Source organism: Amycolatopsis sp. TNS106 (assembly GCF_019330265.1).
GTDB classification, from domain to species: Bacteria; Actinomycetota; Actinomycetes; order Mycobacteriales; family Pseudonocardiaceae; genus Amycolatopsis; species Amycolatopsis lurida.
Genome location: NZ_CP024972.1, coordinates 3,721,031 through 3,746,862, shown reverse-complemented (window position 1 = coordinate 3,746,862; position 25,832 = coordinate 3,721,031). Strand labels below are relative to the sequence as shown.

The 25,832-nt window shown below is 69.1% G+C and carries 29 protein-coding genes and 1 pseudogene; 16 read left to right on the top strand and 14 right to left on the bottom strand.

The window, feature by feature from the left end:
• Positions 1–37 precede the first annotated feature (37 nt).
• The 4 genes from CVV72_RS16680 to CVV72_RS16665 are packed head-to-tail and all read left to right on the top strand — an operon-like array spanning position 38 to position 3,674.
• A complete protein-coding gene (locus CVV72_RS16680; RefSeq protein ID WP_219153261.1) occupies positions 38–1,156 on the top strand; it encodes an acyl-CoA dehydrogenase family protein in 1,119 nt (372 codons plus the stop codon).
• Complete coding sequence (locus tag CVV72_RS16675) at positions 1,153–1,920, top strand: SDR family oxidoreductase (protein ID WP_219153260.1); 768 nt, start codon at positions 1,153–1,155, stop codon at positions 1,918–1,920. The genes CVV72_RS16680 and CVV72_RS16675 overlap by 4 nt, the downstream gene beginning before the upstream one ends.
• Positions 1,921–1,927: 7 nt before the next feature.
• On the top strand, positions 1,928–2,530 hold the full coding sequence (locus CVV72_RS16670; RefSeq protein ID WP_034317213.1) for a TetR/AcrR family transcriptional regulator: 603 nt from the start codon (positions 1,928–1,930) through the stop codon (positions 2,528–2,530).
• The gene (locus CVV72_RS16665) at positions 2,523–3,674 is read left to right on the top strand and encodes an acetyl-CoA C-acetyltransferase (protein ID WP_219153259.1); all 1,152 of its coding nucleotides are present in this window, start codon (positions 2,523–2,525) and stop codon (positions 3,672–3,674) included. Before CVV72_RS16670 ends, CVV72_RS16665 begins: the two co-directional genes overlap by 8 nt.
• Here CVV72_RS16665 and CVV72_RS16660 read toward each other — a convergent pair.
• The gene (locus CVV72_RS16660; protein WP_219153993.1) at positions 3,658–4,800 is read right to left on the bottom strand and encodes an MFS transporter; all 1,143 of its coding nucleotides are present in this window, start codon (positions 4,798–4,800) and stop codon (positions 3,658–3,660) included. The genes CVV72_RS16665 and CVV72_RS16660 overlap by 17 nt on opposite strands.
• A 68-nt stretch (positions 4,801–4,868) precedes the next feature.
• On the opposite strand from CVV72_RS16660, the gene CVV72_RS16655 reads away from it, so the two are divergent.
• Positions 4,869–5,321, top strand: coding sequence for a helix-turn-helix domain-containing protein (locus CVV72_RS16655; RefSeq protein ID WP_219153258.1), 453 nt, complete (start codon positions 4,869–4,871; stop codon positions 5,319–5,321).
• Between the two features lie 377 nt (positions 5,322–5,698).
• Here CVV72_RS16655 and CVV72_RS16650 read toward each other — a convergent pair whose 3' ends face one another.
• From CVV72_RS16650 to CVV72_RS16630, 5 genes are read right to left on the bottom strand one after another with little or no spacing between them, the layout of a single operon-like run.
• Positions 5,699–7,021: an NAD(P)/FAD-dependent oxidoreductase gene (locus tag CVV72_RS16650; RefSeq protein ID WP_219153257.1), complete on the bottom strand. Its 1,323-nt coding sequence runs from the start codon at positions 7,019–7,021 to the stop codon at positions 5,699–5,701.
• On the bottom strand, positions 7,014–7,250 hold the full coding sequence (locus CVV72_RS16645) for a ferredoxin (protein WP_007033644.1): 237 nt from the start codon (positions 7,248–7,250) through the stop codon (positions 7,014–7,016). The genes CVV72_RS16650 and CVV72_RS16645 overlap by 8 nt, the downstream gene beginning before the upstream one ends.
• Positions 7,251–7,268: 18 nt before the next feature.
• Positions 7,269–7,874, bottom strand: coding sequence for a ferric reductase-like transmembrane domain-containing protein (locus CVV72_RS16640; protein ID WP_219153256.1), 606 nt, complete (start codon positions 7,872–7,874; stop codon positions 7,269–7,271).
• Positions 7,867–8,634, bottom strand: a complete 768-nt coding sequence (locus CVV72_RS16635) for a DUF4142 domain-containing protein (RefSeq protein ID WP_219153255.1) — start codon at positions 8,632–8,634, stop codon at positions 7,867–7,869. The genes CVV72_RS16640 and CVV72_RS16635 overlap by 8 nt, the downstream gene beginning before the upstream one ends.
• The gene (locus CVV72_RS16630; RefSeq protein WP_219153254.1) at positions 8,618–9,178 is read right to left on the bottom strand and encodes a hypothetical protein; all 561 of its coding nucleotides are present in this window, start codon (positions 9,176–9,178) and stop codon (positions 8,618–8,620) included. Before CVV72_RS16630 ends, CVV72_RS16635 begins: the two co-directional genes overlap by 17 nt.
• A gap of 258 nt (positions 9,179–9,436) precedes the next feature.
• Between CVV72_RS16630 and CVV72_RS16625 the strand changes: the two genes are divergently transcribed.
• The 4 genes from CVV72_RS16625 to CVV72_RS16610 all read left to right on the top strand — a co-directional run bounded on the left by CVV72_RS16625 (position 9,437) and on the right by CVV72_RS16610 (position 12,819).
• The gene (locus tag CVV72_RS16625; protein WP_034317190.1) at positions 9,437–9,988 is read left to right on the top strand and encodes a sigma-70 family RNA polymerase sigma factor; all 552 of its coding nucleotides are present in this window, start codon (positions 9,437–9,439) and stop codon (positions 9,986–9,988) included.
• On the top strand, positions 9,985–10,743 hold the full coding sequence (locus tag CVV72_RS16620) for an anti-sigma factor (protein ID WP_219153253.1): 759 nt from the start codon (positions 9,985–9,987) through the stop codon (positions 10,741–10,743). The genes CVV72_RS16625 and CVV72_RS16620 overlap by 4 nt, the downstream gene beginning before the upstream one ends.
• Before the next feature lie 202 nt (positions 10,744–10,945).
• Positions 10,946–12,052: a DUF1996 domain-containing protein gene (locus tag CVV72_RS16615; RefSeq protein WP_219153252.1), complete on the top strand. Its 1,107-nt coding sequence runs from the start codon at positions 10,946–10,948 to the stop codon at positions 12,050–12,052.
• 209 nt (positions 12,053–12,261) lie between these two features.
• Positions 12,262–12,819 (top strand): sugar O-acetyltransferase, encoded by a 558-nt coding sequence (locus CVV72_RS16610; protein WP_219153251.1) that lies wholly within the window; start codon positions 12,262–12,264, stop codon positions 12,817–12,819.
• Here CVV72_RS16610 and CVV72_RS16605 read toward each other — a convergent pair.
• The gene (locus CVV72_RS16605) at positions 12,816–13,283 is read right to left on the bottom strand and encodes an Lrp/AsnC family transcriptional regulator (protein WP_034317178.1); all 468 of its coding nucleotides are present in this window, start codon (positions 13,281–13,283) and stop codon (positions 12,816–12,818) included. The two genes, CVV72_RS16610 and CVV72_RS16605, sit on opposite strands and share 4 nt — an antisense overlap.
• A gap of 103 nt (positions 13,284–13,386) precedes the next feature.
• Here CVV72_RS16605 and CVV72_RS16600 point away from each other — a divergent pair, with 103 nt between their 5' ends.
• Positions 13,387–13,863 carry a DUF2000 domain-containing protein gene (locus CVV72_RS16600; RefSeq protein WP_219153250.1) on the top strand — a complete coding sequence of 159 codons (477 nt, stop codon included), beginning with the start codon at positions 13,387–13,389 and terminating at the stop codon, positions 13,861–13,863.
• A gap of 1 nt (position 13,864) precedes the next feature.
• Here the strand turns inward: CVV72_RS16600 and CVV72_RS16595 are convergent, their stop codons facing one another.
• The 5 genes from CVV72_RS16595 to CVV72_RS16575 are packed head-to-tail and all read right to left on the bottom strand — an operon-like array spanning position 13,865 to position 18,062.
• Positions 13,865–14,656: an alpha/beta fold hydrolase gene (locus CVV72_RS16595; protein WP_219153249.1), complete on the bottom strand. Its 792-nt coding sequence runs from the start codon at positions 14,654–14,656 to the stop codon at positions 13,865–13,867.
• Between the two features lie 31 nt (positions 14,657–14,687).
• Entirely contained in the window at positions 14,688–15,734 is a 1,047-nt protein-coding gene (locus CVV72_RS16590) for a nitronate monooxygenase family protein (protein WP_219153248.1), read from the bottom strand.
• Entirely contained in the window at positions 15,731–16,456 is a 726-nt protein-coding gene (locus CVV72_RS16585; RefSeq protein WP_219153247.1) for a CoA-transferase subunit beta, read from the bottom strand. The genes CVV72_RS16590 and CVV72_RS16585 overlap by 4 nt, the downstream gene beginning before the upstream one ends.
• The gene (locus CVV72_RS16580) at positions 16,453–17,313 is read right to left on the bottom strand and encodes a CoA transferase subunit A (RefSeq protein WP_219153246.1); all 861 of its coding nucleotides are present in this window, start codon (positions 17,311–17,313) and stop codon (positions 16,453–16,455) included. Before CVV72_RS16580 ends, CVV72_RS16585 begins: the two co-directional genes overlap by 4 nt.
• Positions 17,313–18,062 carry an enoyl-CoA hydratase family protein gene (locus CVV72_RS16575; RefSeq protein ID WP_219153245.1) on the bottom strand — a complete coding sequence of 250 codons (750 nt, stop codon included), beginning with the start codon at positions 18,060–18,062 and terminating at the stop codon, positions 17,313–17,315. Before CVV72_RS16575 ends, CVV72_RS16580 begins: the two co-directional genes overlap by 1 nt.
• Before the next feature lie 91 nt (positions 18,063–18,153).
• Here CVV72_RS16575 and CVV72_RS16570 point away from each other — a divergent pair, with 91 nt between their 5' ends.
• On the top strand, positions 18,154–18,951 hold the full coding sequence (locus CVV72_RS16570; RefSeq protein WP_219153244.1) for an SDR family oxidoreductase: 798 nt from the start codon (positions 18,154–18,156) through the stop codon (positions 18,949–18,951).
• A complete protein-coding gene (locus tag CVV72_RS16565; RefSeq protein ID WP_219153243.1) occupies positions 18,948–19,853 on the top strand; it encodes an SDR family oxidoreductase in 906 nt (301 codons plus the stop codon). The genes CVV72_RS16570 and CVV72_RS16565 overlap by 4 nt, the downstream gene beginning before the upstream one ends.
• 54 nt (positions 19,854–19,907) lie before the next feature.
• On the opposite strand, the gene CVV72_RS16560 is transcribed toward CVV72_RS16565, so the two are convergent.
• Entirely contained in the window at positions 19,908–20,777 is an 870-nt protein-coding gene (locus CVV72_RS16560) for an N-acetyltransferase (protein WP_219153242.1), read from the bottom strand.
• Between the two features lie 63 nt (positions 20,778–20,840).
• Between CVV72_RS16560 and CVV72_RS16555 the strand changes: the two are divergent.
• Positions 20,841–21,685: pseudogene (locus CVV72_RS16555) on the top strand (hypothetical protein).
• A 40-nt stretch (positions 21,686–21,725) separates the two neighbouring features.
• On the top strand, positions 21,726–22,211 hold the full coding sequence (locus tag CVV72_RS16550; protein WP_219153241.1) for a pyridoxamine 5'-phosphate oxidase family protein: 486 nt from the start codon (positions 21,726–21,728) through the stop codon (positions 22,209–22,211).
• Between the two features lie 133 nt (positions 22,212–22,344).
• Here the strand turns inward: CVV72_RS16550 and CVV72_RS16545 are convergent, their stop codons facing one another.
• Positions 22,345–23,508 carry a steroid 3-ketoacyl-CoA thiolase gene (locus tag CVV72_RS16545; protein ID WP_219153240.1) on the bottom strand — a complete coding sequence of 388 codons (1,164 nt, stop codon included), beginning with the start codon at positions 23,506–23,508 and terminating at the stop codon, positions 22,345–22,347.
• 244 nt (positions 23,509–23,752) lie between these two features.
• On the opposite strand from CVV72_RS16545, the gene CVV72_RS16540 reads away from it, so the two are divergent.
• Positions 23,753–24,979: a cytochrome P450 gene (locus CVV72_RS16540; protein WP_219153239.1), complete on the top strand. Its 1,227-nt coding sequence runs from the start codon at positions 23,753–23,755 to the stop codon at positions 24,977–24,979.
• 27 nt (positions 24,980–25,006) lie between these two features.
• Entirely contained in the window at positions 25,007–25,795 is a 789-nt protein-coding gene (locus tag CVV72_RS16535) for a transglutaminase family protein (RefSeq protein ID WP_219153238.1), read from the top strand.
• The last annotated feature ends 37 nt before the right edge of the window (positions 25,796–25,832 follow it).

Genomic DNA, 25,832 nt, shown 5'->3' with positions numbered 1-25,832 from the left:
TACGCAGCAGGCTCTGGTTTGGCTAGAGGAGGCAGGCGTGGCCCAAAACGGTTTCCGTGACCGCGTGCGCACCTGGCTGGCGGAGAACCTGCCGCCGGAACTGCGCGGTCTGGGCGGCCCCGGCCGGGAGCACGAGGCCTTCGACGAACGCGTGGAGTGGGAGCGTCGGCTCGCCGCGGCGGGCTGGACCTGCGTCGGCTGGCCGGTCGAACACGGCGGCCAGGGCGCGACACTCGAACAGCAGGTCGTGTTCCACGAGGAGTACGCGCGAGCGGGCGCGCCGGCGAGGGTCAGTCACCTGGCGCAGGAACTCCTCGGCCCGACCCTGATCGCGTTCGGCACGCCGGAGCAGCGGAAGCGGTTCCTGCCGCCGATCGTGGCGGTCGAGGAACTGTGGTGCCAGGGCTATTCCGAACCCGGCGCCGGATCGGACCTCGCCGCCGTGTCGACCACGGCGACCCTCGAAGGCGACGAGTGGGTGCTGAACGGCCAGAAGGTGTGGACGTCGCTCGCGCACGTGGCCGACTGGTGTTTCGTGCTGGCCCGCACCGAACCTGGTTCGAAACGCCACAAAGGACTGTCCTATTTGCTCGTCCCGATGCGACAGCCCGGTGTCGAGGTCCGCCCGATCCGGCAGCTCACCGGGACGTCCGAGTTCAACGAGGTCTTCTTCGACGGCGCCCGCACGGCGAAGGATCTCGTCGTCGGTGAACCCGGTGACGGCTGGCGCGTGGCCATGGGCACGCTCGCGTTCGAGCGCGGTGTCGCGACGCTCGGGCAGCAGGTCGGCTTCCGCCGGGAACTCGAAGAACTCACCAGGATCGCGCCGGAAGACCCGGTGATCGCCGAACGGATCGACCGCGCCTGGGCCGGCCTGGAGGTCATGCGGGCGCAGGCGATCCGCACCCTCGGCGACTCGTCGCCGGGTGTGGCCGAAGTGTCCAAGCTGGTCTGGGCGAACTGGCATCGCGACCTGGGGGAGCTGGCGATGCTCGTCCGCGGCGCGCGGGGCATGCTCGCGGAAGACGGGCTCGACGCCTGGCAACGGCTCTTCCTCTTCACCCGGGCCGACACGATCTACGGCGGCTCCAACGAGATCCAGCGCAACGTCATCGCCGAGCGCGTGCTCGGCCTGCCAAGGGAGGTACGCCCGTGATCCCGGTGCCGAAGTACCCCGAGGGGGCGAACCTCCTGCGGGACAAGGTGGTCGTGGTGACGGCGGCGGCCGGCACCGGGATCGGTTCCGCGGTGGCGAAACGCGCGCTGGAGGAAGGCGCCCGCGTCGTGATCAGCGACTGGCACGAGCGGCGCCTCGGCGAGAAGGCGGCCGAACTCGGCGACGTCCACGCGATACCCTGCGACGTCACCCAGGAAGACCAGGTGCAGGCGCTCATCGACGGGGCCGCGGCGCACTACGGCCGGGTCGACGTGCTGATCAACAACGCCGGGCTCGGTGGCACGAAGTCCATTGTGGACATGACGGACGACGAATGGGCGCGGGTCATCGACGTCACCCTCAACGGCACGTTCCGTGCGACGCGGGCCGCGGTGAACCGGTTCATCGCCCAAGGCGACAGCGGGGTGATCGTCAACAACGCGTCGGTGATCGGGTGGCGCGCGCAGGCCGGGCAGGCCCATTACGCGGCCGCGAAGGCGGGGGTCATGGCGCTCACCCGATGCGCGGCCGTCGACGTCGCCGAACACGGCATCCGGGTCAACGCCGTCGCGCCGAGCCTGGCGATGCATCCGTTCCTGGCCAAGGTGACCAGCGAGGAACTGCTCACCGAGCTCACCGCGCGCGAGGTCTCGGGGAGGGCGGCGGAACCCTGGGAAGTGGCGAATGTGATGGTGTTCCTCGCCAGTGAGTACTCGTCGTACCTCACCGGCGAGGTCGTGTCCGTGAGTTCGCAGCATGCGTGAGGTAACGATGAAAGCCAGTCCAGGGTCCCGCCGCGCCGAACTGCTCGCCTTGGCGGCGAAGCTGTTCGCCGAGCGCGGTTACGTCTCCACCACCGTGCGGGACATCGCGGACGCGGCGGGCATCCTTTCCGGCAGCCTGTACCACCACTTCGACTCGAAGGAGTCGATGGCCGACGAGATCCTCACCGGATTCCTCGACGAACTCTTCGGCGCCTACGCCGAGATCGTCGCGGAAGGGAAAGGCCCGCGGGAAACTCTCGAAGCCGTCGTCGTGGCGTCGTTCGAATCCATTCACCGGCGGCCCGCCGAGGTGGCGATCTACCAGTCCGAGGCGAAACACCTCATGCAGTTGCCGCGGTTCGACTACCTCAACGACCGCAACACCGAATTCCGCAAACTGTGGAACGGGATCCTCACCGACGGCATCGCGGCAGGCGTGTTCCGCGAGGACCTCGACGTCGAACTCACCTACCGGTTCATCCGCGACACCGTCTGGGTGGCGGTGCGCTGGTACAACCCCGGCGGCACGCTGAGCGCGGACGACGTCGCGCAGCAGTACCTCGGGATCCTGCTGGACGGCATCGCGACCAAGAGGAGGCGTCGTGGGTGAAGCGTATGTGCTGGACGCTGTCCGGACACCGGTCGGCAAACGCGGGGGAGCGCTCAGCGGTGTCCACTCCGCCGACCTCGGTGCGCACGTCATCCAGGCCGTGGTCGAGCGGACCGGCGTCGAGGCCGACCTGGTCGACGACGTCATCCTCGGCTGCTGCGACACGCTCGGCCCGCAATCCGGGAACATCGCCCGCACGGCGTGGCTCGCGGCGGGCTTCGGGCACCACGTGCCGGGCGTGACGATCGACCGGCAATGCGGGTCGAGCCAGCAGGCCGTGCACTTCGCCGCGCAGGCGGTGCTGTCCGGCACGATGGATCTCGTCCTCGCCGGCGGCGTGCAGAACATGAGCGCCATCCCGATCAGCGCGGCGATGCTGGCCGGACGCGAGTACGGCTTCGATGATCCCTTCTCCGGCTCGAAGGGCTGGCAGGAGCGCTACGGCAGCGTCGAGGTCTCGCAGTTCCGCAGTGCCGACATGATCGCCGAGCACTGGGATCTGACCCGGGAGGCGATGGAGGAATTCGCCTTGCGCAGCCATCAGCGCGCGATCGCGGCCATCGACGAAGGCCGCTTCGCCGCCGAGATCACACCGTTCGCCGGTGCCGCCCTGGACGAGGGGCCCAGGCGCGACACCACGTTGGAACGGATGGCGGGCCTGAAACCGCTGAGCGAGGGTTCGCGGATCACCGCCGCCGTGGCCAGCCAGATCTCGGACGGTGCCAGCGCGACACTCATCGCGTCGGAGAAGTTCGTCGAGGAGCACGGTCTCACCCCGCGCGCCAGGATCCATCACCTCTCCGTGCGGGCGGCCGACCCGGTGTGGATGCTGACCGGGCCCATCCCGGCGACCGCGCACGCGCTGCGGAAGACCGGGCTGGGCATCGAGGACATCGACCTGTTCGAGGTCAACGAGGCGTTCGCGAGTGTCGTCCTGGCGTGGATCGAGGAGACGGGCGCCGATCCGGACCGCGTCAACGTCAACGGCGGCGGGATCGCGCTCGGCCATCCCATCGGGGCGACCGGCACGAAGCTGTTCGCGACCCTGCTGCACGAACTCGAGCGGCGAGGCGGGCGCTACGGGTTGCAGACCATGTGCGAGGGCGGCGGGACGGCGAACGTGACGATCATCGAGCGTCTCTGACGCCCCACACAACGAGCGCCGCCGCGCTGAACGCCGCGCCGAGCAGGCAGACGCCGGTCCAGCCCGCGGCGGCGTAGACGGCGGTCGAGCCGATGGCGCCCAGGCCGCTGCCGGCGGAGTAGAAGATCATGTACCCGCCGATCAGCCTGCTCCCGGCGTCCGGCCGGAGCGGATAGATCAGGGTCTGGCTCGTGACGTGCACGGCCTGGACGGCGAGGTCGAGCAGGATCGCGCCCGCCGCCAGCGCCCACAGTGACGAGCGGGTGAAACCCAGCGGTATCCAGGAAAGGACGAGCAGGCCGAGGGCGAGGCCGGTCGTCCACCGCGCGCGGCCGCGATCGGCGAGCCGTCCGGCGGGTGCCGCCGCCAGCGCGCCCGCGGCCCCGGCCAGCCCGAAAGCGCCGATGGCGGTGTGCGACAGGCCGTCCTCGCTGAGTGGCAGGGCGACGGAGCTCCACAACGTGCCGAACGCGGCGAAGATCAGCAGCGCGAGCGTGCCGCGCGTCCGGAAGACGGGCTCCTCGGCGAAAAGCGACCACGTGGAACGCAGCAGCCGCCCGTAGCTCATGGACTTTCCCGGTGCCGTGGCGGGAAGCACGCGGTACAGCACGATCGCGATCAGCACGGTCACGACCGCGGACACGACGTACACCGCGCGCCAGCCGGCGAGATCGGCCAGCGTGCCGGACACCGTGCGCGCGAGCAGGATCCCGAGGACGACGCCGGTCGTCACGAGGCCGACCACGCGCCCGCGTTCGGCGGGCTCCGCCAGCGACGCGGCGAACGCGACCAGGAGCTGCGTGACGACCGCGAGCACGCCGATCGCCGCCATCCCGGCGAACAGCACCACCCCGTTCGCGGCCGTCGCGGCGACGAGTTCGGCGATCGCCAGCAGGACCAGCTGGCCGGTGACGAGCCGCCGCCGATCGAGCAGGTCACCGAGCGGGACCAGCAGGAACAGGCCGAGGCCGTAGCCGAGCTGCGTGAGCGTGACGATGCCGCCGACGGTCGACGTGGCGATGCCGACGTCGGCGCCCATCGTGACGAGCAACGGCTGGGCGAAGTAGATCGTGGCGACGGCCGTCCCGGCGGCCACGGCGAACAACAGGACGACACCGCGGTGCACGAACCCTCCAGATGGTTTCAAGTTGCTACCGCTGGGACGGTAGAGCACTGCGGTTGTAAGATGCAACCATGGTGAAGCGGACGACGTTCGACGAAGCTTCGTGCCCGGTGGCGCGCTCGGTCGACACGATCGGCGACTGGTGGTCGCTCCTGATCGTGCGCGACGCCTTCGACGGCGTCCGCCGGTTCGGGGAGTTCCAGCGCAGCCTCGGCGTCGCGAAGAACATCCTGTCCGCGAGGCTGCGGGCGCTCGTGGGACACGGCGTGCTCGACATGGTCCCGGCTTCGGACGGGAGCACGTACAGCGAGTACGTCCTGACGCAGAAGGGGCGGGACCTGTTCCCGGTGATCGTCGCGCTGCGGCAATGGGGGGAGGCGCACTTCTTCGCGGAGGGAGAGCCGCGGTCGGAACTGGTGGACCGCGATAGCGGGCTTCCGTTGCGGGGACTGGAGATCCGGGCTTCGGACGGACGGGTCGTCGGGCCGGAGGACACCGTGGTCGTGAAGGCGCCGTCCTCCTGAACCGTGCCGCCTTCGTGCGGGAAGGGCGATCTCGCGTGATCAGAGCCGTAACTCGCGTGCTTGGAGGCGTAACTCGTGTGTTCCGTCTCCAAGCACGCGAGATACGCCTCCAAGCACGCGAGTTACGCCTTCGAGCACGCGGAGAGGGCGATACTCAGTGCATGGATCGGGGCCCTCCCAGGTGAGTCAAGCCTGGAAGGGCCCCGACCGGAAGCGGGGAGCCCGGAGGGCGGTACCCGGCGGAGCCCGAATCACCGTCGGTCCCGGTACCTCCCGGCGTCCCCAGGGGGTGGCGGTGGGTGCGGAGGCCCGGCTACCCACCGCCACCTGGGGACCGCGGCCGCCGCGCGCGGCCCCGGTCCGTTCGCGATCCCGGGTCACCCGGCGGGAACGCGAGCCCAGGGCATCCTTTCCGGTGCGGGAACGGCCTCGGTCGGCGTCTCGGACAGGAAGTCCCGCTCGAACGGGGCCAGGATGTCCTCCCCGATCGGCGTCGCCGCGAACGAAGGAGCGGCAGGGGCGGGGAACACCGGCTCCGGCACCGGCAGCCGCCGGTCGAGTTCGGCGGTCCAGTGGATCATCGCCTTCGGCCGGTCCCAGCCCGCCGCGCCGATCAGCCTGCCGTCGCGGACGAAACCGGTGACCCCGTCGGAGAGTTCGATCGTGTCCTTGCCCAGCGACGGCATCCCGACGGTCTGCAACCGCGCGTCGTACAGGGACGACCAGGCGCGGGGGAGCGGCGTGTACGGCCGCGCGTTGCCCCGGCCCAGCATCAGGCTTTCCGCCGCCGCGCGCCCGGATTCGACGCCGTTCATCCAGTGCTCGACCCGCCGCGGGGTCTCGTCAATCCGCAGGTTCGGCCATTTCGCGACGTCACCGGCGACCACGACGTCTTCCGCCCCGACGGCGAAAAGGGTCGATTCGCACAGCACGCCGTCGTCGATGGTCAGCTCCGAGCCGCGCAGCCAGTCCACGGCAGGCACGCTGCCGATCGAGAGCACCACGCAGCTGGCCACCAGGAACTGGTTGTTGGTCAGGTGCAGCCCGACCGTCTCCTTGGTGCTGATCCAGTTCCGCACCTCGGTGTTCATCGCCAGCTTGGCGCGATGGTGCTGGTGTTCCTTGGTGAGCGCCGACGCGATCCGCTCCCCGAAGCGGTGCAAAGGCGCCTTCGCGTGGCCGATGAGCGTGACGTCCCGGCCCATGTACCGCATCGACGCGGCGAACTCGTTCCCGATCAGGCCGCTGCCGATCACCACGACGGACTTGGTGCTGTTCCCCAGCGCCCGCCGGACGGCCAGTGAGTCCTCCACGGTGCGCAGCACCCGGACCCGGGGGTCGTGGCGCGGCGAGCCGGGAAGATGCCGGGGGTGGACGCCGGTCGCGATGATCAAACCGTCGTACCAAAGGGATTCGCCACCCGGCAGGTGGACGGTGCGCTCCTTGCTGTCGAGCCAGGTCGCGCGGGTGCCCAGCCGCCAATGGACGTCCAGGTCGACGTAGGGCTCCAGGCTCGCGGCCACCGGTTTCACCCCGCCGGTGATGAGCTCCTTCGACACCATCGGCCGGTGGTAGGGCTTCCGCGGCTCGTCGCCGACCAGCACGATCTCGCCGTCGAACCCGAGTTCCCGCAACCGTTCCGCTGAGCGGAGGCCGGCGACGCCCGCGCCGACGATGACGATCCGATCTCCGTCACTCATCGTCGTACGCTCCTTCTCCCTTGACTCTGATGGCCTGTTTCGGGCAGAGCCGCGCGGCGGAGATGGCCTGGTCCAGACCGTCCCGGTCGACCATCCGGCGGATGCGGAGCTTGCCGTCCGGGCCGATCTTGAACGTGGACGGCGCCTCCATCTCGCAGAAGCCGAAGATCTCGCACCGCTCGTTGTCGACGCTGACGCGGGTGCCGCGCCGGATGCTTCCGAAGATCATTGTTCGTTCTCCAAGTCGTCAGACCAGCTCTTCGACCAGGCCCAGCCGTTCCAGGTACCGGGTCGGCGTGAACCGCAGCGCGGTCAGCAGCACCGCGGGGACCAGCAGCGAGATCCCGCCGAACCACAGCAGGCCGAGATGCCCGTTGGCCATGGCACCGAAGAACGCGTGCAGCGCGGTGATCGCGACCGCCGGATAGGCGAGCCGGTGGATCCACAGAAAGCGGCGGTAGGAGCTGAACCGGCTGATCCCGCCGGTCAGCGCGACCGCGATCATCACCTCGAGCCCGATGACGCCGAGCTCGTGTCGCGCCAGGGTGCCCGGCAGGAGCGGGATCGTGACCTGCGCCAGGGTGAAACCGTCGGGCAGGAACAGGAACGACATCGCGTGCACGACACCGAACGACAACGTCAGGATGCCGAGCACCATATGCGAGCTGCGCAGTGCCTTCCGCCCGGTCAGCGACTTGATCCAGCCGGTCGCGGTGAACACGCCCCAGCACAGGGTGAGGCACATGAAGCCGTACGAGATCCGGGCTGAGGTCTGCGCCATGCCCTTGATGCCGGAGTCGGTGTGCGATTTCTGGGTCAGCACGATCACCACCTCGGACCACTGGTCATACATTGATCTCTCCTGGGGCACTGGGAACCGGATCCGGTTCGGTGGCGGCCGCGCGTGTGCGGGTCCGCGTGTTCTTGCCGCGCAGGGCCCGGACGGCCATGAACAGTCCGCCGCCGAGCACCACCGCGAGCAGCAGGCCGAGCACGAGGTCTCCGAAGCCGACGTCCATCGCGGCGTTGGCCGAATTCGACTGCGGCACCGGGGCTTCCGGCAGCAGGGACTGGTCGACGACGCCGGTGCTCTCCAGCAGGGTCATATGCCGTAGCACCGCCTGGTTGGCCGTGGTGGCGTAGTCGCGGACGACGTCGTTGCGGGTACCGGCCCTGACCTGGGCGATGACGGGGAACAGGATCCCGTGCGCGTACCGGAGGCGGTTGGCGAAGACACGGTCGAATTCACTGTCGTCCCGGGCGGTCTTCATCTCGCCGAGCCACGCGGACTGCTGATCCGAGGGCTCGGAGGGCAGAGCGACGCCGAACCGGTCGGCGATGGCGTGCGTCGCGGTGTCGAGCCTGCCGTGGTCGATCATCAACGCCCGGCCGACTTCGCGGGTCCGCCGGCTCTTTCCGCGTTCCTGCGCCCACATCCCGGCGGGCATTTCCCACAGTCCGGCCAGTTTGACGTTGACGATCAGGTTCTTGTCCGCCGCGGAGAGTTCTTGGGCGTGCGCGTCGCCGAGGGGGCCGAACAGGCTCACCGTGGCCGCGATCAGCAGGATGAGCAGCGGGCGGACCGGTCCGGGGAGGTCAGATGCCGAGGTCATCGGCCTGCCAGGTGTCCGCGGTGAGCAGCACTTTCGTGCCGTCCGGTTTGGCGGGGAACCACGCGCCGTCGACGCCCTGCCCGCCGGTGTTGCCGGGCATCGCGTCGCCGGCGTTGCGGTAGAGCGGCCAGCCCGCGAGCGTGACCTGCTCGGTGCCGTCGTCCCTGGTCACGCTGCCGACCAGGGCGCGATCGATCCCGGTGACCACGAGGTCGCCGCCTGCCTTGGCGGGAATCCAGGTCCGTGAACAGGTTTCGGTGCACTTCGACTGGGGCGGATTCACCGAGTCCTTGTCGTAGCGGTAAAGCGTGAAGCCGTTGGTGTCGGTGACGATCGGGCCGAGGTCGAACAGGATCGCCGCCGTGACACCGGGAGCCGGTTCGGCCGCGGGGTCGGGCATTCCCGGGATTTCCGCCGCTCCGGCGGCCGGGGCCGTGCCCGGGGTGCCGTTCGGTCCCGCGGTACCGGTGGTGCAGGCCGAGGTCAGCGCGACCGCGGCCAGGGTGAGGGTCAGAGGTATGACCGAGCGTGACACGGGGTTCACGGAAATCCTCCTGTCGGGGCAGAGGAGAACGCCATCACCGCGGGGAGATGGTGTGCAGGCAGGTTCAGGTCCACTATGGACAGTCATGATCCACAGTGGATTCGGCGATGCGGGGGGACAGCGCCGGGTCGGGGTCTTCGGTAGGGGATACGGTCACGAGCGGGAAACGGTTCAAAAAACTTTCCCACGCTCGGAGAACCGGGCCGGGCCGGTTTTGGTACTGGACTTATCGCCCCTGAGCCCACAAAGATGTGCCGCGTGGGACGCCACTCTCGGATACTGCAGCCAATCGTCGATCATGAACCCGCGTCGAACGGGCATGACGACCTCATCAGGGCGTTGTACCAGGAGTTCGGGTCCAGCCTGATGGCGTTCGTGCTGAAGCTGACCGGCCACGATCGCCAGTGGGCCGAGGACGTGGTCCAGGAGACGCTCATCAAGGCGTGGCGCAACGCCGGCAAACTCGACCGGCAGCCGGAAATGCTGCGCGCCTGGCTGTTCACCGTGGCCAGGCGCATCGTCATCGACGGCTGGCGGAGCCGGAGCGCCCGCCCTCAAGAGGTGGAGGAACTGGAGTCGGATTCGATCGGAGTGCCGGACGAATCGGAGAAGACGCTCGCGGCCATGATCGTTTACGAGGCCCTGCGCAATCTTTCCCCGGAACAACGCGAGGCCGTTCAGCAGACCTATCTTCGTGACCGCACCGTGAACGAGGTCGCGGCGACGCTCGGGGTCCCGCCGGGTACGGTGAAATCGCGGATCCACCACGCCGTGCGCGCGTTGCGCAGGGCGTTGCAGGAGCGGGGGTGAGCGAGGTGTCCGGAGCCGTCCACACGGACATCGCCGCCTACGTGCTCGGCGTCCTCGGCGAAGAGGACCATGCCAGGTTCGAAGCGCATCTTCTGGAGTGTCCCGAGTGTCAGGTCGAACTGGTGGAGATGTACCACCTGCCCGACATTCTCGACATGGTCAAGAAGAGCTGGCCCGACCCGCCCGTGAAGGGGCCGGGCCCGCGAGTGCTGCGGATGCTGCTCGCGGACGCGGCCAAGGCGGGCCGTCGCCGCAAGATCATCCGGCTCGCGACGGCCGCCGCCGTACTCGTGCTCGTCGTCGGCGGACCGGTCACCGTCCTTTCGCTCACCGACCGTGAACCGGTCGTGACGCAGGCCGCGCCCACCGTCGTCACGTCGGTGGTGCCGCCGCCTCCGTCGTCGTCGCGGGGACGCGAGGCGGGCCCGGACGGAGGCGCCGCCCCGTTCGGCTGGTCCGAGGCGGGCAACGCGGTCGCCGCCGAGGTCACGGTGCAGGAGAAGGAGTGGGGCAGTGCGGTCGAACTCGAACTGCGCGGCCTCGTCGGCCCGATGACCTGCCAGCTTTTCGCCTACTCCCACGGTGGAGAGGCCTACGTCGTCAACAACTGGAGCGTGCCGGCCAAGGGGTACGGCGTGCCCGGTTCCCCGGCTCCGCTCGTCATCACCGGTTCGACGGCGCTGCAGAAGGCCGACATCGAACGCTTCGAGGTGCTCAAACGGGACGGCACCGTGCTGGCCACTGTGCGCCGGTAGTCTTATAACGGAAAGATAACGGCCGGATCGCGTTTTGAACCGATCCTCGGCTGGAGCCGTATTCCCCAGTAGCCGGATCTGAATCGGCGGGCGAACAGAAGGGTTCGCCACGAATGCGGTAATCGGCGTATTCGACAAATGCGTGGCTCATGCCCGGGTGCGAGTGATCGGCGTGCCCGGAAAAGAATGAGGTGAGCAGCTAATGGCACGAAATCAAGGGCGCCATCGGATCGCCCGCAGGACCAAGATCGCGACCGCGTTGCTGGGCTTGTCGATCGCGGTCGGTGGTCTGGTGGTGTCCACCACGACCGGTGACCCCGAACGCGCCGCCGCGGACGAGGTGGACAGGTCGCAGTTCGTGGACATCACCCGGGTCCGGCCGAACGTCGACAAGCCGGAGCCGGGCCGGAACGCCTCCACCGGCTCGTTCACCGTCGACTGCGGCCGGAACGAGAACGGGCATTTCAATCCCGACAACTTCATCGCGCAGCCGGGGGTGCGCAACGGCGCCCAGCATCTGCACGATTACGTCGGAAACCTTTCCACGAACGCGGATTCGGACAACGACAGCCTGCTGGGCGCCGGTACCACCTGCCGCAACGGCGACGAGTCGACGTACTTCTGGCCGGTGGTGCGGATCGACACCGCGGAGGAAGCCGAAGAGCAACAGGGTCAAGAGCGGCGGCAGGGTGACCGGAACCGGCAGCGGAACGACCGGAACCAGCAGGACGAGGCTCAGCTGGAAGAACCGGACGCCGACAACGAACTCGCCGGCAACGACGGTGAGATCCAGCGCCCCGCGGTCGTCGACATCACCTTCAAGGGCAACGCCCGGGGGAAGGTGAAGGAGATGCCGAAATTCCTCCGTATCCTTTACGGTGACGCGAAGGTCTCCACGAACGGTCCCGCCAACGCGCGGGAGAGCTGGACCTGCACCGGCTTCGAGAACAGGCTCATCAAGCAGTACCCGATCTGCCCCGAAGGCAGTGACGTCAAACGGGTGCACACCTTCCCCAGCTGTCTCGACGGCGACAACATCGACAGCGAAAACCACCGGGACCACATCAAGTACCCCGACGAGAACGGCGAATGCGCGAACGGCCTGACCGCCGTCCCGGAGCTCACCATCTCGCTGACCTACGAGATCCCCCGGCAGATCCAGGCCGCCGGACAGTACAAAGTGGACTCGTTCCCCGAGGAGGAGCACAACCCGTTCTCCGACCACGACGATTTCGCGAACGTGATGTCCGACCGGATCATGGATCGCCTCGTCGACTGCGTCAACGAAGGCCGTCAGTGCCGCGAATGACGCCCTGAAGCGGAAGCAGGAACCTGCGAAGAGAAAGGAAGATACTCCGGCCCGGCGGGTCCCCCCTACACCTCACCCATCCGCCGGGCCGGCCCTACCCGAAAACCGATCGACACAACTGAAGAACGCTCCGCGAGCATTCACCCCGTCCTGTCGGCGGCTTCCCTCGGGAGGCTCGCCGGCAGGACGCTTTTCGGTAGGTTGGCGGCATGGGTGAGCAGAAGGACCGCATGCTGCGCGGCGAGCTGTACCGGGACAACGACCCCGAACTGGTCGCGGACCGCGGGCGCGCGCAGGCACTCGTCGACCGGTTCAACGGCACGGGCGCCGAGGAGACCGGTGAGCGGGACACGATCCTGCGCGCACTGCTGGGAAAACTCGGCGAGGGTTCCTGGATCATGCCGCGGTTCCAGTGCGACTACGGCTATCTGATCGAGATCGGCGCCAACAGTTTCCTCAACTACGACGCCATCCTGCTCGACTGCGCGCCGATCAAGATCGGGTCGGACTGCTCGATCGGCCCGCGCTGCCAGCTGCTGACCGCCCTGCATCCGATGGAGGACCACGAACTGCGGCGGCAGCGCTGGGAGTCGGCCGCGCCGATCACCATCGGGGACAACGTCTGGTTCGGCGGCGGCGTGATCGTCTGCGCCGGGGTCACCATCGGAGACGACGTCGTGGTGGGCGCGGGCAGCGTCGTCACGCGTGACCTGCCGCCGAAGGTGTTCGCCGCGGGCAACCCGGCTCGCGTCATCCGGGAGCTCTAACGGTCCACCGGCGTGATCTTGGTACGACGGCTGTGCTCGAACACCATCGAGGTGCGCACGTCGGCCACCTCGGGCCGTTCGGTCAGCTTGTCGATCACGAAGGCGTAGAGACTGTCGTTGTCGGGCACGGCGACATGCAGGATGAAGTCCTCGGTCCCGGTGGTCACGTAGAGACCGACGAGGTCGGGCAGCGCGTTGACCCAGTTCCGGAAGCCTTCGATGTTGCGCCGGGAGGGCGGCCGCACCCGCACCGCGATGAGCGCCTGCACCCCGCGTCCGATCGACGGCAGATCCACGTCCAGCAGGGCGCCGCGGATCACGCCGCGCTCCCTCAGGCCGCGGGTGCGGTCCAGCGCGGTGGTCGGCGAAACGCCCACGGCGGCGGCCACTTCCCGGTTGGTCTTCCGTGCGTCCGACTGCAATTGCGCCAGGATCGCCTTATCAAGTTCGTCCAGTCGCGCCATCCGGGCCCTCTCGCCGTATTAAGTACGAACACGGTGGACTGTACTCGTATGTCCTCTTAGCTTGGCCTTGTTCATCCGTTGATGTGAGCAGGAGATCAGCTGAATGTCCGAGTACGGTACGGCCATCGGATTCGCCCCCGGGGAGATCGACTTCGCCGCGTCCACCCGCCAGGCCCGGTTGAAGTGGGTCATCGTGGTCGACAGTGAGCTGTCGCCGGGCCGCGCGGTCAACGCGGCGGTCTGCACCGCCGTCGCCACCGCGCAGGGGGTCACCGGGCTCCTGGGAGAAGAAGCGGTCGACGCCGGCGGCGAGCATTACACGGGCCTGCCGTGGATCGGCTGCTCGGTGCTGGCGGCCGACGCCGCGCAACTCCGGGCGATCCGGACCAAGGCCGCGGCCTCGCCCGGCTGTCACGTCGCCGACATGCCCGCGGTCGCCCAGCGGATCCGGGTCTACACCGATTTCCTCGCGACGATGAAGGAGATCCCGGCCGAAGAGATGGACTTCTGCGCGATCGGCATCGTCGGCCCACGCAACCGGATCGACAAGCTGGTCGGAAAACTGCCGCTGATGCCGTGACTCAGCCTTCGAGCAGGCCCCGCAGCGCTTCGGTGAACTGGGCGGGATTCCGCTGCGGCGCCAGATGCGCGCCCGGTACCTCGGTGAACGGCAACCCCAGTTCGAGCGCCAGGATCTTCGCGGGCTGGTAGTGGTAGTGCCCTCGGCTGCCGACACCGGCGACGGGGACGATCTCGGTCCTGCTCCGCCGCAGTGCCCGCAGATCGGGAAGGTAGTCGAGGATCTCGGCCAGCTCGCGGCCGAACAGCCGCTTCCAGTCCTCCTCGTTCGGCAGCCGGATCGCGCGCAGCTCGGGCAGCGCGGCGCCGGCGATACCGTCGGTGAACCGTTTGAACGCCCCCATCAGGTCACCGGCCTGCGCGAGCCGGACCTGGGCGTTGGCCTCGTCGAGCCAGCCGAGCGCGTCGGGCAGCAGCTGGATGGCGGGCGGTTCGTGGGCGACCAGCACCGTCGCCGAGTCCGGGTAGCGGGCGACGAGGTCGAGGCCGATCATGGCGCCCGCGCTGGTGCCGAACACGCGCGCAGGGGCACCCCCGACGTGCTGGAGCACCGCGTAGGCGTCGTCGGCCTGCTTCGGCACGCTGACCGGGCCGGTGCTGCTGTCCGTGCTGCGGAAGTGCCCGCGCCGGTCGTAGGTGACGACGGTGTAGTCGTCCGCGAGCAGCTTCGTCATCGCCCGGAAGGTGTCCGCCGAGCCCAGCCCGCCCGCGATCAGGAGCAGAAGCGGCCCTTCGCCGGTGCTGCGGACGTACAGCTCACCGTCCTCGACCGGACAACGACTCTCCGAGATCATGGCCGAAGTCAAGCACAGCGTGCCCGGACCCTCACTCCGAGGCCAGCCGCCGCAGGATGCCGGTGGCGTCGGCGACGATCGTCTCGATCAGGTCGCCGACCGCGGGCAGGTCGCCGAGCAGGCCGACGACCTGCCCGGACGCCAGCACCCCGGCGCTCCGGTCGCCTTCGACGAGCCCGGCGCGCAACAGCATCGGCGTGTTGGCGGCCATCAGGACCTGAGACCAGGTCCGGTCGCCGCCGCGTTTCATCCGCAGCCCCTCGGTGGCCAGCGAGCGCCACGACAGGCCGGTCAGCTTCCGGAACTTCGAAGCGTTCCGGGCGGCCCTGGCGAGCCCGCGCACCGGACCGGCGGATTCGAGCGCGTCGACCAGTTCCGTCCGGAGCACGCGATGCGGCATCCCGTCCACCTTCCGGGTGACGACGGTGCCGTTGAGGTCACGGGCGAGGTACGCCTGCTTGATCTCGTCGGGGACGGTGCTTTCCCTCGTCAGGAGGAACCGGGTGCCCATGGCGACGCCGGCCGCCCCGTAGGCGAGCGCGGCGGCGAGCCCCCGGCCGTCGAAGAAGCCACCGGCCGCGACCACCGGGATGTCGACCGCGTCCAGCACCGACGGCAGCAACAGCGTCGTCGCGACCCCGCCGGTGTGCCCGCCGCCCTCGCCGCCCTGCACGATGACGGCGTCGGCACCCCAGCCCGCGACTTTCTCCGCGTGCCTGGCCGCACCGACCGAAGGGACGACGAGGACGCCGTTGTCCTTGAGCCGCGCGATCATGTCCTTCTTCGGCGCGAGCGCGAAGGACGCGACGCGGACTTCTTCGGTGATGAGCAGCTCGACCCGGCGCGCGGCGTCTTCGGCGTCCGCGCGGAGGTTGACACCGAACGGTTCGGACGTGCGGCTCTTGACCTCCTTGATGGCCGCCGCCAGTTCGTCGTAGGTCATCGTGGCGGACGCGAGGATGCCGAGGCCGCCCGCTTCCGCCGTCGCGGAGACCAGGCGCGGCCCGGCGACCCAGCCCATCCCGGTCTGCACGATCGGGTGCCGGATCCCGGCGAGTTCGGTCAGCGCGGTCTTCACGACGGGACTTCCTTGTCCCGCAGGGACTTCGGATCCAGGCTGGTACGGATCAGGAGCAGTTCGGACTCGGTCGGCAGCCGGGACTCGGTGACTCCGTCGGTGATCAGCGGGAACGACGTCGCCTCGACGACCTCGTCCACGGAAACCCCCGGATGAACGGAAAGCAGCCTCGGCGCGTGGTCTTCGCCGCCGAAGTCCAGGACGCCGAGGTTGGTGACGACGCGGTGGACGTCGTGGTGCCGCAGCCCGGCCTCGCGTGCCCTGGCGTAACCGACCCCGGACACGACGTCGACCTGATCGACGAAAACCCGCTTGCCGTGCCGGGGGACCCAGTAGCTCGTGCGGTGGTTGGCCGTGTTGCCCGGCCCGCCGCGGACACCGAGAAGTTGTTTCCTGGGGCGCGCATGGTCGCCGATCGCCGAGATGTTCTGGTTGCCCTCGCCGTCGATCTGGTTGGCGCCCATCACCACATGCCGTTTCCCGCGCGGTACCACGGTGTCGAGGACCTTGCGGAACGGTTGCCAGCCTTCGACGACGGCGTCCGGGGTCATCAGGTACGCCTCCCCGTCGGACAGCAGGATGTCGGGTTCGAACGTCAGCCGGGCGAGCCGGGCGCCCAGCGACGGGATGAAACCCATGGGGCTCACCACGATCTCGCCGTCACCGCGGAACAGTTCGGCACAGGCCACGACGGCCACTTCGGCACGGCTGATGTCACTCATGCGGACTCCCCGAATTCGGCGACGGCCTTCTGGTACCGCGCTTCGTCGCCGGACAGGAACCTGTCGACGAACTTCGGCCACGCGTCGAGATCCTTGGCCGCTTCGGCGTAGTGACGCTGGAAACGTTCGTCACGTCCGTAGTCCGGGACGGCGGTGGTGAAATGCGCGCCGTTCGGTGTTTCGGCCACCCCGGTGACGAGCATCCGGCTCAGCAGCAGGCTCTGCACCGGCCCGGCTTCGGTGAGCGCGGCCGTCTCCACGATCTTTTCCGTTGATACGTAACACTTGTCGGCGGCGAGGGCGAACAGCTCGTCGAAGTACGGATCCGGCCCCAGGTACTGAGCGTTGCCCCGGGCGTCGGCGCGATTGAGGTGGACGAAGGCCGCGTCGAGCTTCAGCGCGGGCACGGCCAGCAGCTCTTCGGCGTCGTCGTACGGCGAGCGGACGGTGCGCAAGGACGGGTTCAGATCCATGACGCCGGAGCCGAGGCCCGCCCGCGTCGGAAGGAACGGAAGTCGTTGCGCGGCAGCGGAAAGCCCGGTCCCGAACACCCCTTCGTCGTACTCCGTGACGCTGATGGATCCCCCTTCCCGCGCCCGGGAGAACCACGGATCGTAGGGGATCGAGTCCAGCGTGACGAACCCGAAGACGAGATGCTTGATCTTGCCCGCCGACGCCAGCAGCCCGATGTCCGGACCACCGTAGGAGACGACGGTGAGATCCTTGACCGGCGACCGCAGGATCGCGCGCACCAGCGCCATGGGCTTGCGCCGCGAGCCCCAGCCACCGATCCCGATCGTCATGCCGTCCCGGAGTTCGGCGGCGATCTCGTCCGGCGTCATCCGCTTGTCGGCCATCACTTCCCCTTACCGTCCAAGAACTCCTGGCGCGCGCCGTCCGAGACGCCCGCGAGGTTGAGCTCGAAGGTGAATCCCTGCTCGAAGCGGTAACTGCGGTGTACCGGCTGGACGTCGATGCCGTTGATGGCCTGTTTCGCGGCGCGGATCACGCGGGTGTCCTTCGCCGCGATCTGCCGCGCGACGCCGAGCGCGGTCTCGTCGAGTTCCTCCCGCGGGACCACGGCGTAGACCGAACCGTGGTGGTGCAACTGCTCCGCGGTGATCGTCGAAGCCGTGTAGTACAAGGCCCGCATCAGATGCTGGGGGACCAGCCGCGAGAGATGGGTCGCCGCGCCGAGTGCTCCACGATCGACCTCCGGGAGCCCGAAGGTCGCGTCCTCGCTTGCGATCACCACGTCCGCGTTGCCGACCAGGCCGACCCCGCCGCCGAGACAGAAACCCCGCACCGCGGCGATCACCGGGACGGCGCAGTCGTACACGGCGGAGAACGCCGCCGCGCAGCCCTCGTTCGCGCCGATCAGCGCGCCGTACCCCGGGTCGCGCTGGATCTCCTTGATGTCGACCCCGGCGTTGAACCCGCGGCCCTCCGCGCGCAGCACCACCACGTGGGTCGCCGGATCGCGTCCGGCGTCGGTGACGGCGGACGCGAGGGCGAACCATCCCTTCACGCTCAGCGCGTTCACCGGGGGCGCGTCGACCGTGACCACGGCGATGCCGGGCTCCGGTGAGTGGGTGGAAACGGTCATCGTGCACCCTTCTCCGCTACCAAACCTAGCACTTGCTTGGTACGTTAGCAGGACGTCCGGCCCGGGTACAGCGACGTGAAGGAGGCCCGGCATGGCACTCGAACTCCGGCTCGACGGCGCCGTGGTGCTGGTGACCGGCGGGGTACGCGGCGTCGGCGCCGGTGTCACCAGGACTTTCCTGCGTGCCGGGGCCGAAGTCGTCACCTGCGCGCGCACCGAACCCGAGCGGCCCGTCTGCGCCGGGGACAGGGCGTCGACGTTCATCTCCTGCGACGTCCGCGACCCGAAGGAGGTCGACGCGCTCGTCGAAGAGGTCGTCCGGCGGCACGGCAGGCTCGACGTCGTGGTCAACAACGCGGGCGGCGCGCCGTACGCCGAGGCGGCGAACGCCTCGCCTCGGTTCCACGAAAAGATCGTCGCGCTGAACCTGCTGGCGCCGTTGACCGTCGCCCGCGCAGCGAACGCGATCATGCAGCGCCAGGAAAGCGGCGGCGTGATCGTGAACATCAGCAGCGTCAGCGCGACGAGACCGTCGCCGGGCACGGCGTCCTACGGCGCGGCGAAAGCGGGCCTGGACAACCTGACCGCGTCGCTCGCCGTCGAGTGGGCGCCGAAGGTGCGGGTCAACGCGCTCGACGTCGGCATGGTGCGGACGGAGCACTCCCATCTGCACTACGGCGACGAGGCGGGGATCGCGGCGGTGGGCGCGACCGTCCCGTTAGGACGGTTGGCCACACCGGACGAGATCGGTTCCTGCGCGGTCTTCCTGGCGTCCTCGCTGGCGTCCTACGTCAGCGGCGCCTGCTTGACCGTGCACGGCGGGGGAGAGGTGCCCGCCTTCCTCGCCGCTTCCAATTCCCTGGTGAAAGAACGAAAGGAGCCGGTGTGAGCGGGATCGCCGACGGCCGGATCGTGGTGGTGACCGGAGCCGGTCGTGGCATCGGACGGGCGCACGCGCTCGCGTTCGCCGCAGAAGGCGCGCGGGTGGTGGTGAACGACCTCGGCGCCGGGATCGACGGAAGCGGAGGATCGGCCGGGCCCGCCCAGGACGTCGTCGACGAGATCGAGGCGCTCGGCGGCAAGGCGGTGGCGAACACCGGCGACATCGCCTCGTGGGACGGCGCCGCGGCTTTGGTGCGGACGGCCGTCGAAACGTTCGGCGGCTTGGACGTCCTGGTCAACAACGCGGGATTCCTGCGCGACCGGATGCTGGTCAACCTCGGCGAGGACGAGTGGGACGCGGTCATCCGCGTCCACCTGAAGGGGCATTTCGCGCCGACGCGGCACGCCGCCGAGTACTGGCGAGCCGAGGCGAAAGCGGGCAGGACCCGGGCCGCGCGGGTGATCAACACCAGTTCGGGCGCGGGTCTGCTCGGCAGTGTCGGGCAAGGGAACTACGCGGCCGCGAAGTCCGGGATCCTGGGGCTCACGCTGGTCGCCGCCACCGAATTCGCGCGGTACGGCGTCACCGTGAACGCGATCGCCCCGGCCGCCCGCACCCGGATGACCGAGGTGGCCTTCGCCGACGACATGGCCGCGCCGGAGGACGGTTTCGACGCCATGGCACCGGAAAACGTGTCGCCGCTGGTGGTGTGGCTCGGCAGTGAGGAGTCGTCCGGGGTCACCGGCCGGGTGTTCGAGGTCGACGGCGGGCGCGTCTCGATCGCGCAGGGCTGGCGGCACGGCGCGGTACGGGACAAGGGTTCCCGGTGGTCGCCTGCCGAACTCGGGCCGGTGGTGGCGGAGCTGCTGGCGGAGAGTCCGGTACCGGAACCCGTTTACGGCGCTTAAGTCCTTCGGTACAGGCTCGTGAGTGGTAAGGACGGTTAGAACCGTCCTTACCACTCACGAGGCGTCCCGTGCGAGATCCCGGACCTGGGGAAGCCGCCGGAACCCGCCCGATTCGTAGGTCGCGACGGCGGCGACGTTGGAACTCGGCGTGTTCACGCCCGCGCTCGACGAGCCGAGCTCGCGGAGCGCGGCGGCCGCGGCGACGGTGATCGCCCTGCCGTGGCCATGCCCGCGATGGTCCCGGTGCACGCCCATCGGCTCGAGGATCCCGGGCTTCCCCACGCCTGCTGACCACACGGCGACCGCGGCGACGGCGTCGCCCCGATCGTCGTACCCGACCAGGTACCGGGCGTCGGCGTACGGCGCACCGGTCGCCATCGTGCGCCACTTGTCGGGGGTGAACGTCGAGCCGTCGAACGCTCCTCGCATCACGTCGGCCCAGACGTGGCAGTTGTCCGGTCCGATCGTCTCGATCCGCAGGTCCGGGGCCTTCACCGGTTCGGCGAGATCGAGGCTCAGCGGCGTCCATGGTTCGCCGGCATGCCAGCCGTGCTCGGGCAGCAGTTCCTGGAGCAGAGCGTCCATCGGCGCCTCGACGGCCACCTCGCCTGGCGGCAGCACACCGCGCTCCGGCGCGGCGACGTCTCCGGCCAGTCGCCGCGCCAGTTCCTCGTCCCGGCGGACGTCGGGTGCGGTCGTGAGCCGCAGGAGGTCGGCTCCGTCCAGGAGCCCGACGGCGAGGATCCGCCCGTCCCGGCGCCAGATCCGGACCGCCGCGGCCGTCGCCTCCGCCCCCGAGCGCCAGAACCAGCCGAGGTCACCGGGATGCAGTTGCCAGGCCACGCCCTCGGATTGCCACTCTCGCAGCGCTTCCACGGCCTCGTTCAGCCCGCCGGGTCCCGGCTTCTCCACGGTGATCGCCATGCCGCGATCACACACCACACCACGATCGGCCGCATCCGGTTTTCGGCGCGGCAAGATGGAACCGTGAAGTCACTCCAGCGCCGTCTCTGGGAAGCGGTCGAGCCGCTGCACGCCGTCGTCTACTTCGCCCCGGAAACGGCGGCCGCGGCCAAGGCGGTGGGCCTGCCGAGCTGGTGGATGGGCTACTTCGCCGGCCGGGTCGCGCCGCTCGGGCCGTTGCCGGAACCACCCGCGACCGCGATGCTCTTCGGATTCGCCCCGAGGATGGTCGCGCGATCCTTGCCCGACGCGTGGAAGTACGCCGAACCCGCGGCGGTACTCCGAGCCGGATGGCCGCCGTCGAGGAAACCCTGCACCGGATCCTGCCCGCCGACGCGCCGCTCGCGGAACTCGCCGAGCTGCTGGAGGTCGCCCTCGCCGGTGCCGACTACGCGGCCAGGCCACTCGCCGCCGCCTGGTCCTCGGTCGCCAGGCCCGCCACCCCCGCCGGCCGGGTCTGGCTCGCGGCGACGGTGTTGCGCGAGCATCGCGGGGACGGTCACGTGCTCTCCGCCGTCGCCGCCGGACTACGCGGGCTCGACACGACGCTGACCCACATCGGCAGCGGAGCGGTGACCCGCGAGGTCATCCAGGTCAACCGCGGCTGGTCCGACGACGAATGGGACGAGAGCGTCGCGCGGTTGTCCGAACGGGGCATCCTCGACGGCGATCTGGCCCTCACCGGTCCGGGAATCGCGCTGCGCCAACGGATCGAGGGCGAGACCGACCGTCTCGCCACCGGCCCGCTCGAAGCACTCGGCGAAGACCGGGCCGCCGAGGCCGTGCGGCTCGCCGTCCCGCTGAGCCGCCGCGTCTTCGACGCCGGGGCGATCCCGCTGCCGAATCCGATGGGGGCGCCGCGGCCCTGAGGCCTCGAAACTGTCGGACCCCGGTGGGACGCTGTTCCGCATGGCGACGTGGCAGCAGTTCAGTGAAGAGGCACCCGCGCTGGCGGAGAAGATCAAGGAGCGGTTCACCGCGGCGAAGTCGCATGTGCTGGCGACGATCCGGCGGGACGGCTCGCCCAGGGTCAGTGGCAGTGAAGTCGATTTCCGTGAGCGGGAGCTGCTGATCGGTTCGATGATCGGCGCGATGAAGGCGAAGGATCTGCAACGCGACGGCAGGTTCGCGATCCACGCCGCCTCGGCGATCGACGAGGGCGGCGCGGACGCGAAGGTGTCGGGAAAGGCCGTCGAGATCACCGATCCGGCGGAGGTCGCCCGCCTGCAGGGCGACGACGGGGAGGCGCACGTCTTCCGGCTCGACCTCACCGAGGTGGTGCTGACCTGGGTCGAGGGCAACACCATCTTTTTCGACTACTGGAAGGAGGGACAGGGGAGCAAACGGCTCGCGAGGCCGGACAACGGTCCGGTGGTCGAGGTCGCCGTGGGCTAGACGAGGCAAAGCAGGTGGTGTGTCGCGGTCGCCCATGACCGGTCCGGTCGGGAGCACCGTGTGGAAACAGGGACAGTGAACGTCCCTCTTTCCCCACACCCCTCACACCGAGGGAAATCTCGTGGCCTGGGCGCTAGATCCGTTCGATGATCGTGCCGGTGGAAAGCGCGCCGCCGGCGCACATCGTCACCAGCGCGGTGCTCGCGTCGCGGCGTTCCAGTTCGTGCAACGCCGTGGTCAGCAGGCGGGCACCGGTGCTGCCGACGGGATGCCCGAGCGCGATCGCGCCACCGTTCACGTTGACCTTGTCCTCGTCGGGCCGGTGCACCCGCTGCCACGACAACACGACCGAAGCGAACGCCTCGTTGACTTCGAAGAGGTCGAGGTCGCCGATCGTCATCCCCGCCTTGGCCAGGACGCGTTCGGTCGCCTGCACGGGGCCGTCGAGGTGGTAGTACGGCTCCGCGCCGACCAGTGCCTGCGAGACGATGCGCGCTCGCGGCTTGAGGCCCAGTGCCTTGGCCCGGTCCGAGTCCATCAGGAGGAGCGCGGCGGCGCCGTCGGAGATCTGCGACGAAGTCCCGGCGGTGTGCACGCCGCCTTCGAGGACGGGCTTGAGCTTGGCGAGCCCTTCGACGGTCGTCTCACGGAGGCCTTGGTCGCGGGCCACCAGCCGTGTCTCACCGGTCGGCGCGCCGTCCTCGCCGAGCACGGGGGCCTTCACCGCGACGACCTCGCGGTCGAAATACCCCGCTGCCCACGCGGCGGCGGCCTTGGCCTGGGACTCCGTGCCGAACCGGTCGACGTCCTGGCGGGTGATCCCGCGGCGTTCCGCGATCCGCTCGGCCGCGCCGTACTGGTTGGGCATGTCGATCGACCACGACTCCGGACGGGGCGTACCGATGCCCTCGCCGCGGTTCGCGCCCAGCGGGACCCGGCTCATCGCCTCGACCCCGCAGGAGACACCGGCGTCGATCGCGCCTGCCGCGATGAGCCCGGCGATCAGATGCGTCGCCTGCTGCGCCGAGCCGCACTGGGCGTCGATGGTGGTCGCGCCCGTGGTCTCGGGGAGTCCGGCGTGCAGCCACGCGGTGCGCGTGACGTTTCCCGCCTGCTCGCCCGCCTGGGTCACGGCGCCGCCGATCGCCTGCTCGACCAGCGCGGGGTCCAGTCCCGCGCGTTCGAGCAGGGCACGCTGCGCCGCGCCGAGGATCTCGGCGGCGTGCAGCCCCGCCAGGTGACCCCTGCGCTTGCCGACAGGGGTGCGGACCGCCTCGACGATCACCGGACTACCCACGTTCGCCTCCTGGGAAACACTGTTCACTACCTTAAAAAGTAGAACACGTTCTTGATTTGAGCAAGTAGCCGCAGGGTCGGCTCGATTTTGATCACTGGTCGCGGTTCCTGCTCCTTCCTGGGGGTGGATGCTCCAAGTTGGTCGAGTTAACGGGTTTCACTAGAAACTCTTCACTTGGTAAACACCGTATGCTTCAATCGGGTCTAGAACGTGTTTCATTGGCGAACCGCGTAGGAGGTAGCCCGTGGCCGCTCCCCTGATCCCCGCCGGTTTCGATTTCACCGATCCGGATCTTTACGCCACCAGACTGCCTCTGGAGGAGTTCGCCGAACTCCGCCGTACGGCACCGGTCTGGTGGAACCCGCAGCCGCACAACACCGCGGGCTTCCGCGATGACGGCTACTGGGTGGTCAGCCGGCTCGAAGACGTCAAGGCGGTGTCGAGGGACAGCGAGCTGTTCTCCTCCCGGGAGAAGACCGCGATCATCCGGTTCGACGAGAACATGACGGACGACAGTCTCGAAGCCAACCGCCTGGTCCTGCTCAACATGGACGCCCCGCAGCACACGAAGCTGCGGCGCATCGTGTCGAAGGGCTTCACGCCGCGGTCGATCGCGAAGCTCGAGGACACCCTGCGCGATCGCGCGGAGCGGATCGTCAGCGAGGCCAAGAAGAAGGGCTCCGGCGATTTCGTCGTCGACGTCGCGTGCGAACTTCCCTTGCAGGCCATCGCCGAACTGATCGGCATCCCGCAGGAAGACCGGCTCAAGGTCTTCGACTGGTCCAACCAGATGGTCGCCTACGACGACCCCGAGTACGAGGTCGAACCGCTCGCCGCGTCCGCGGAGATCGTCGGCTACGCCTGGAACATGGCCGAAGAACGGCGCAAGTGCCCGATGGACGACATCGTCACGAAGCTGGTGCAAGCCGACGTAGACGGCGAGTCGCTGGCCTCCGACGAGTTCGGCTTCTTCGTCATCCTGCTCGCGGTAGCGGGCAACGAGACCACGCGCAACGCGATCACCCACGGGATGAAGGCGTTCCTCGATCACCCCGATCAGTGGGAGCTGTACAAGAAGGAGCGGCCGAAGACCGCCCCGGACGAGATCGTCCGCTGGGCCACGCCGGTGGTCGCCTTCCAGCGCACCGCGACCCGGGACACCGAACTCGGCGGGCAGCACATCCGTAAGGGCGACCGGGTCGGGATGTTCTACAGTTCCGCGAACTTCGACCCGGACCATTTCGACGAGCCGGAGAAGTTCGACATCCTCCGCGAGGACAACCCGCACGTCGGCTTCGGCGGCACGGGTTCGCACTACTGCATCGGCGCCAACCTCGCGCGGCTGGAGATCGATCTGATCTTCAACGCCATCGCCGACGTCATGCCGGACATCGCCGAAGTGGCCCCGCCGGACCGGCTCCGGTCGAGCTGGCTCAACGGGATCAAGCACTACCAGGTCCGCTACGCCTGAACCGGTGCCGTGGGGCACCATGGGGCCATGGGTCCCCACGTTCAGGTCGATGTCGAAATGTCCTTCCGGGTCACGAAACCCGGCCCCGCCGCGTTCGTGGTCGCGCTCGCGGGCGGGGCCGCCCAGGAGGAGTTCGCCTATCCCGCGCCGCCGCGCCAGGTGGCGTTCGAACACGGCACCCGTGCTCAGGTCGTCGACCTGCCGTCCGGGGAGCACGTCGTGCGGTACCGGGCCGAACGCGCCCTCGGCCCGGCCGACGCCGAGCCGCTCGGCCAAGACGATCTGATCCGCTACACCAGGCCCAGCCGGTACTGCCCCTCGGATCGGATGGGCGGGCTCGCGCTGTCCCGCTTCGGCGGCTTGCCCGGCGCGCGCGCCCAGGTCGAGGCGATCGTCCGGCATGTGCGCGAGCACCTGTCCTATGTGGTCGGTTCGGGCTCGCCGACCGATGACGCCGTCGACACCTACCTCGCCGGGGAAGGGGTGTGCCGCGACTACGCGCACGTCTGCATCTCGCTGTGCCGCGTGCTCGACATCCCCGCCCGGTTCGCGGCGGTCTACGCGCCCGGACTGTCCCCAATGGACTTCCACGCCGTGTTCGAGGCCGCGATCGACGGCCGCTGGTACGTGTTCGACGCCACCGGCCTCGCGCCGAGGCAGAGCCTGTGCCGGATCGCGACCGGGCGGGACGCCGCCGACACCGCGTTCCTCTCCACGCTCGGCTGTGAGCTGGACTTTCTCGGCAACACCGTGCTGGCGACCGCGGGCCCGTCACTGCCGGAGGACGACGGCGCGGAGCTGATCGCGCTCGCTTGATCGCGTGTTGACCACGAGCCGTGACCTCACTGAGGTA

Coding starts and splice junctions, on each gene's coding strand:
- CVV72_RS16640 (WP_219153256.1), bottom strand. CDS start 7,874: ATGTATGACCAGTGGTCCGAGGTGGTGATCGTGCTGACCCAGAAATCG.
- CVV72_RS16610 (WP_219153251.1), top strand. CDS start 12,262: ATGGGTGAGCAGAAGGACCGCATGCTGCGCGGCGAGCTGTACCGGGAC.
- CVV72_RS16585 (WP_219153247.1), bottom strand. CDS start 16,456: ATGAGTGACATCAGCCGTGCCGAAGTGGCCGTCGTGGCCTGTGCCGAA.
- CVV72_RS16605 (WP_034317178.1), bottom strand. CDS start 13,283: ATGGCGCGACTGGACGAACTTGATAAGGCGATCCTGGCGCAATTGCAG.
- CVV72_RS16645 (WP_007033644.1), bottom strand. CDS start 7,250: ATGATCTTCGGAAGCATCCGGCGCGGCACCCGCGTCAGCGTCGACAAC.
- CVV72_RS16655 (WP_219153258.1), top strand. CDS start 4,869: ATGGTGAAGCGGACGACGTTCGACGAAGCTTCGTGCCCGGTGGCGCGC.
- CVV72_RS16615 (WP_219153252.1), top strand. CDS start 10,946: ATGGCACGAAATCAAGGGCGCCATCGGATCGCCCGCAGGACCAAGATC.
- CVV72_RS16600 (WP_219153250.1), top strand. CDS start 13,387: ATGTCCGAGTACGGTACGGCCATCGGATTCGCCCCCGGGGAGATCGAC.
- CVV72_RS16580 (WP_219153246.1), bottom strand. CDS start 17,313: ATGGCCGACAAGCGGATGACGCCGGACGAGATCGCCGCCGAACTCCGG.
- CVV72_RS16535 (WP_219153238.1), top strand. CDS start 25,007: ATGGGTCCCCACGTTCAGGTCGATGTCGAAATGTCCTTCCGGGTCACG.
- CVV72_RS16560 (WP_219153242.1), bottom strand. CDS start 20,777: ATGGCGATCACCGTGGAGAAGCCGGGACCCGGCGGGCTGAACGAGGCC.
- CVV72_RS16650 (WP_219153257.1), bottom strand. CDS start 7,021: ATGAGTGACGGAGATCGGATCGTCATCGTCGGCGCGGGCGTCGCCGGC.
- CVV72_RS16550 (WP_219153241.1), top strand. CDS start 21,726: ATGGCGACGTGGCAGCAGTTCAGTGAAGAGGCACCCGCGCTGGCGGAG.
- CVV72_RS16595 (WP_219153249.1), bottom strand. CDS start 14,656: ATGATCTCGGAGAGTCGTTGTCCGGTCGAGGACGGTGAGCTGTACGTC.
- CVV72_RS16635 (WP_219153255.1), bottom strand. CDS start 8,634: ATGACCTCGGCATCTGACCTCCCCGGACCGGTCCGCCCGCTGCTCATC.
- CVV72_RS16670 (WP_034317213.1), top strand. CDS start 1,928: ATGAAAGCCAGTCCAGGGTCCCGCCGCGCCGAACTGCTCGCCTTGGCG.
- CVV72_RS16570 (WP_219153244.1), top strand. CDS start 18,154: ATGGCACTCGAACTCCGGCTCGACGGCGCCGTGGTGCTGGTGACCGGC.
- CVV72_RS16575 (WP_219153245.1), bottom strand. CDS start 18,062: ATGACCGTTTCCACCCACTCACCGGAGCCCGGCATCGCCGTGGTCACG.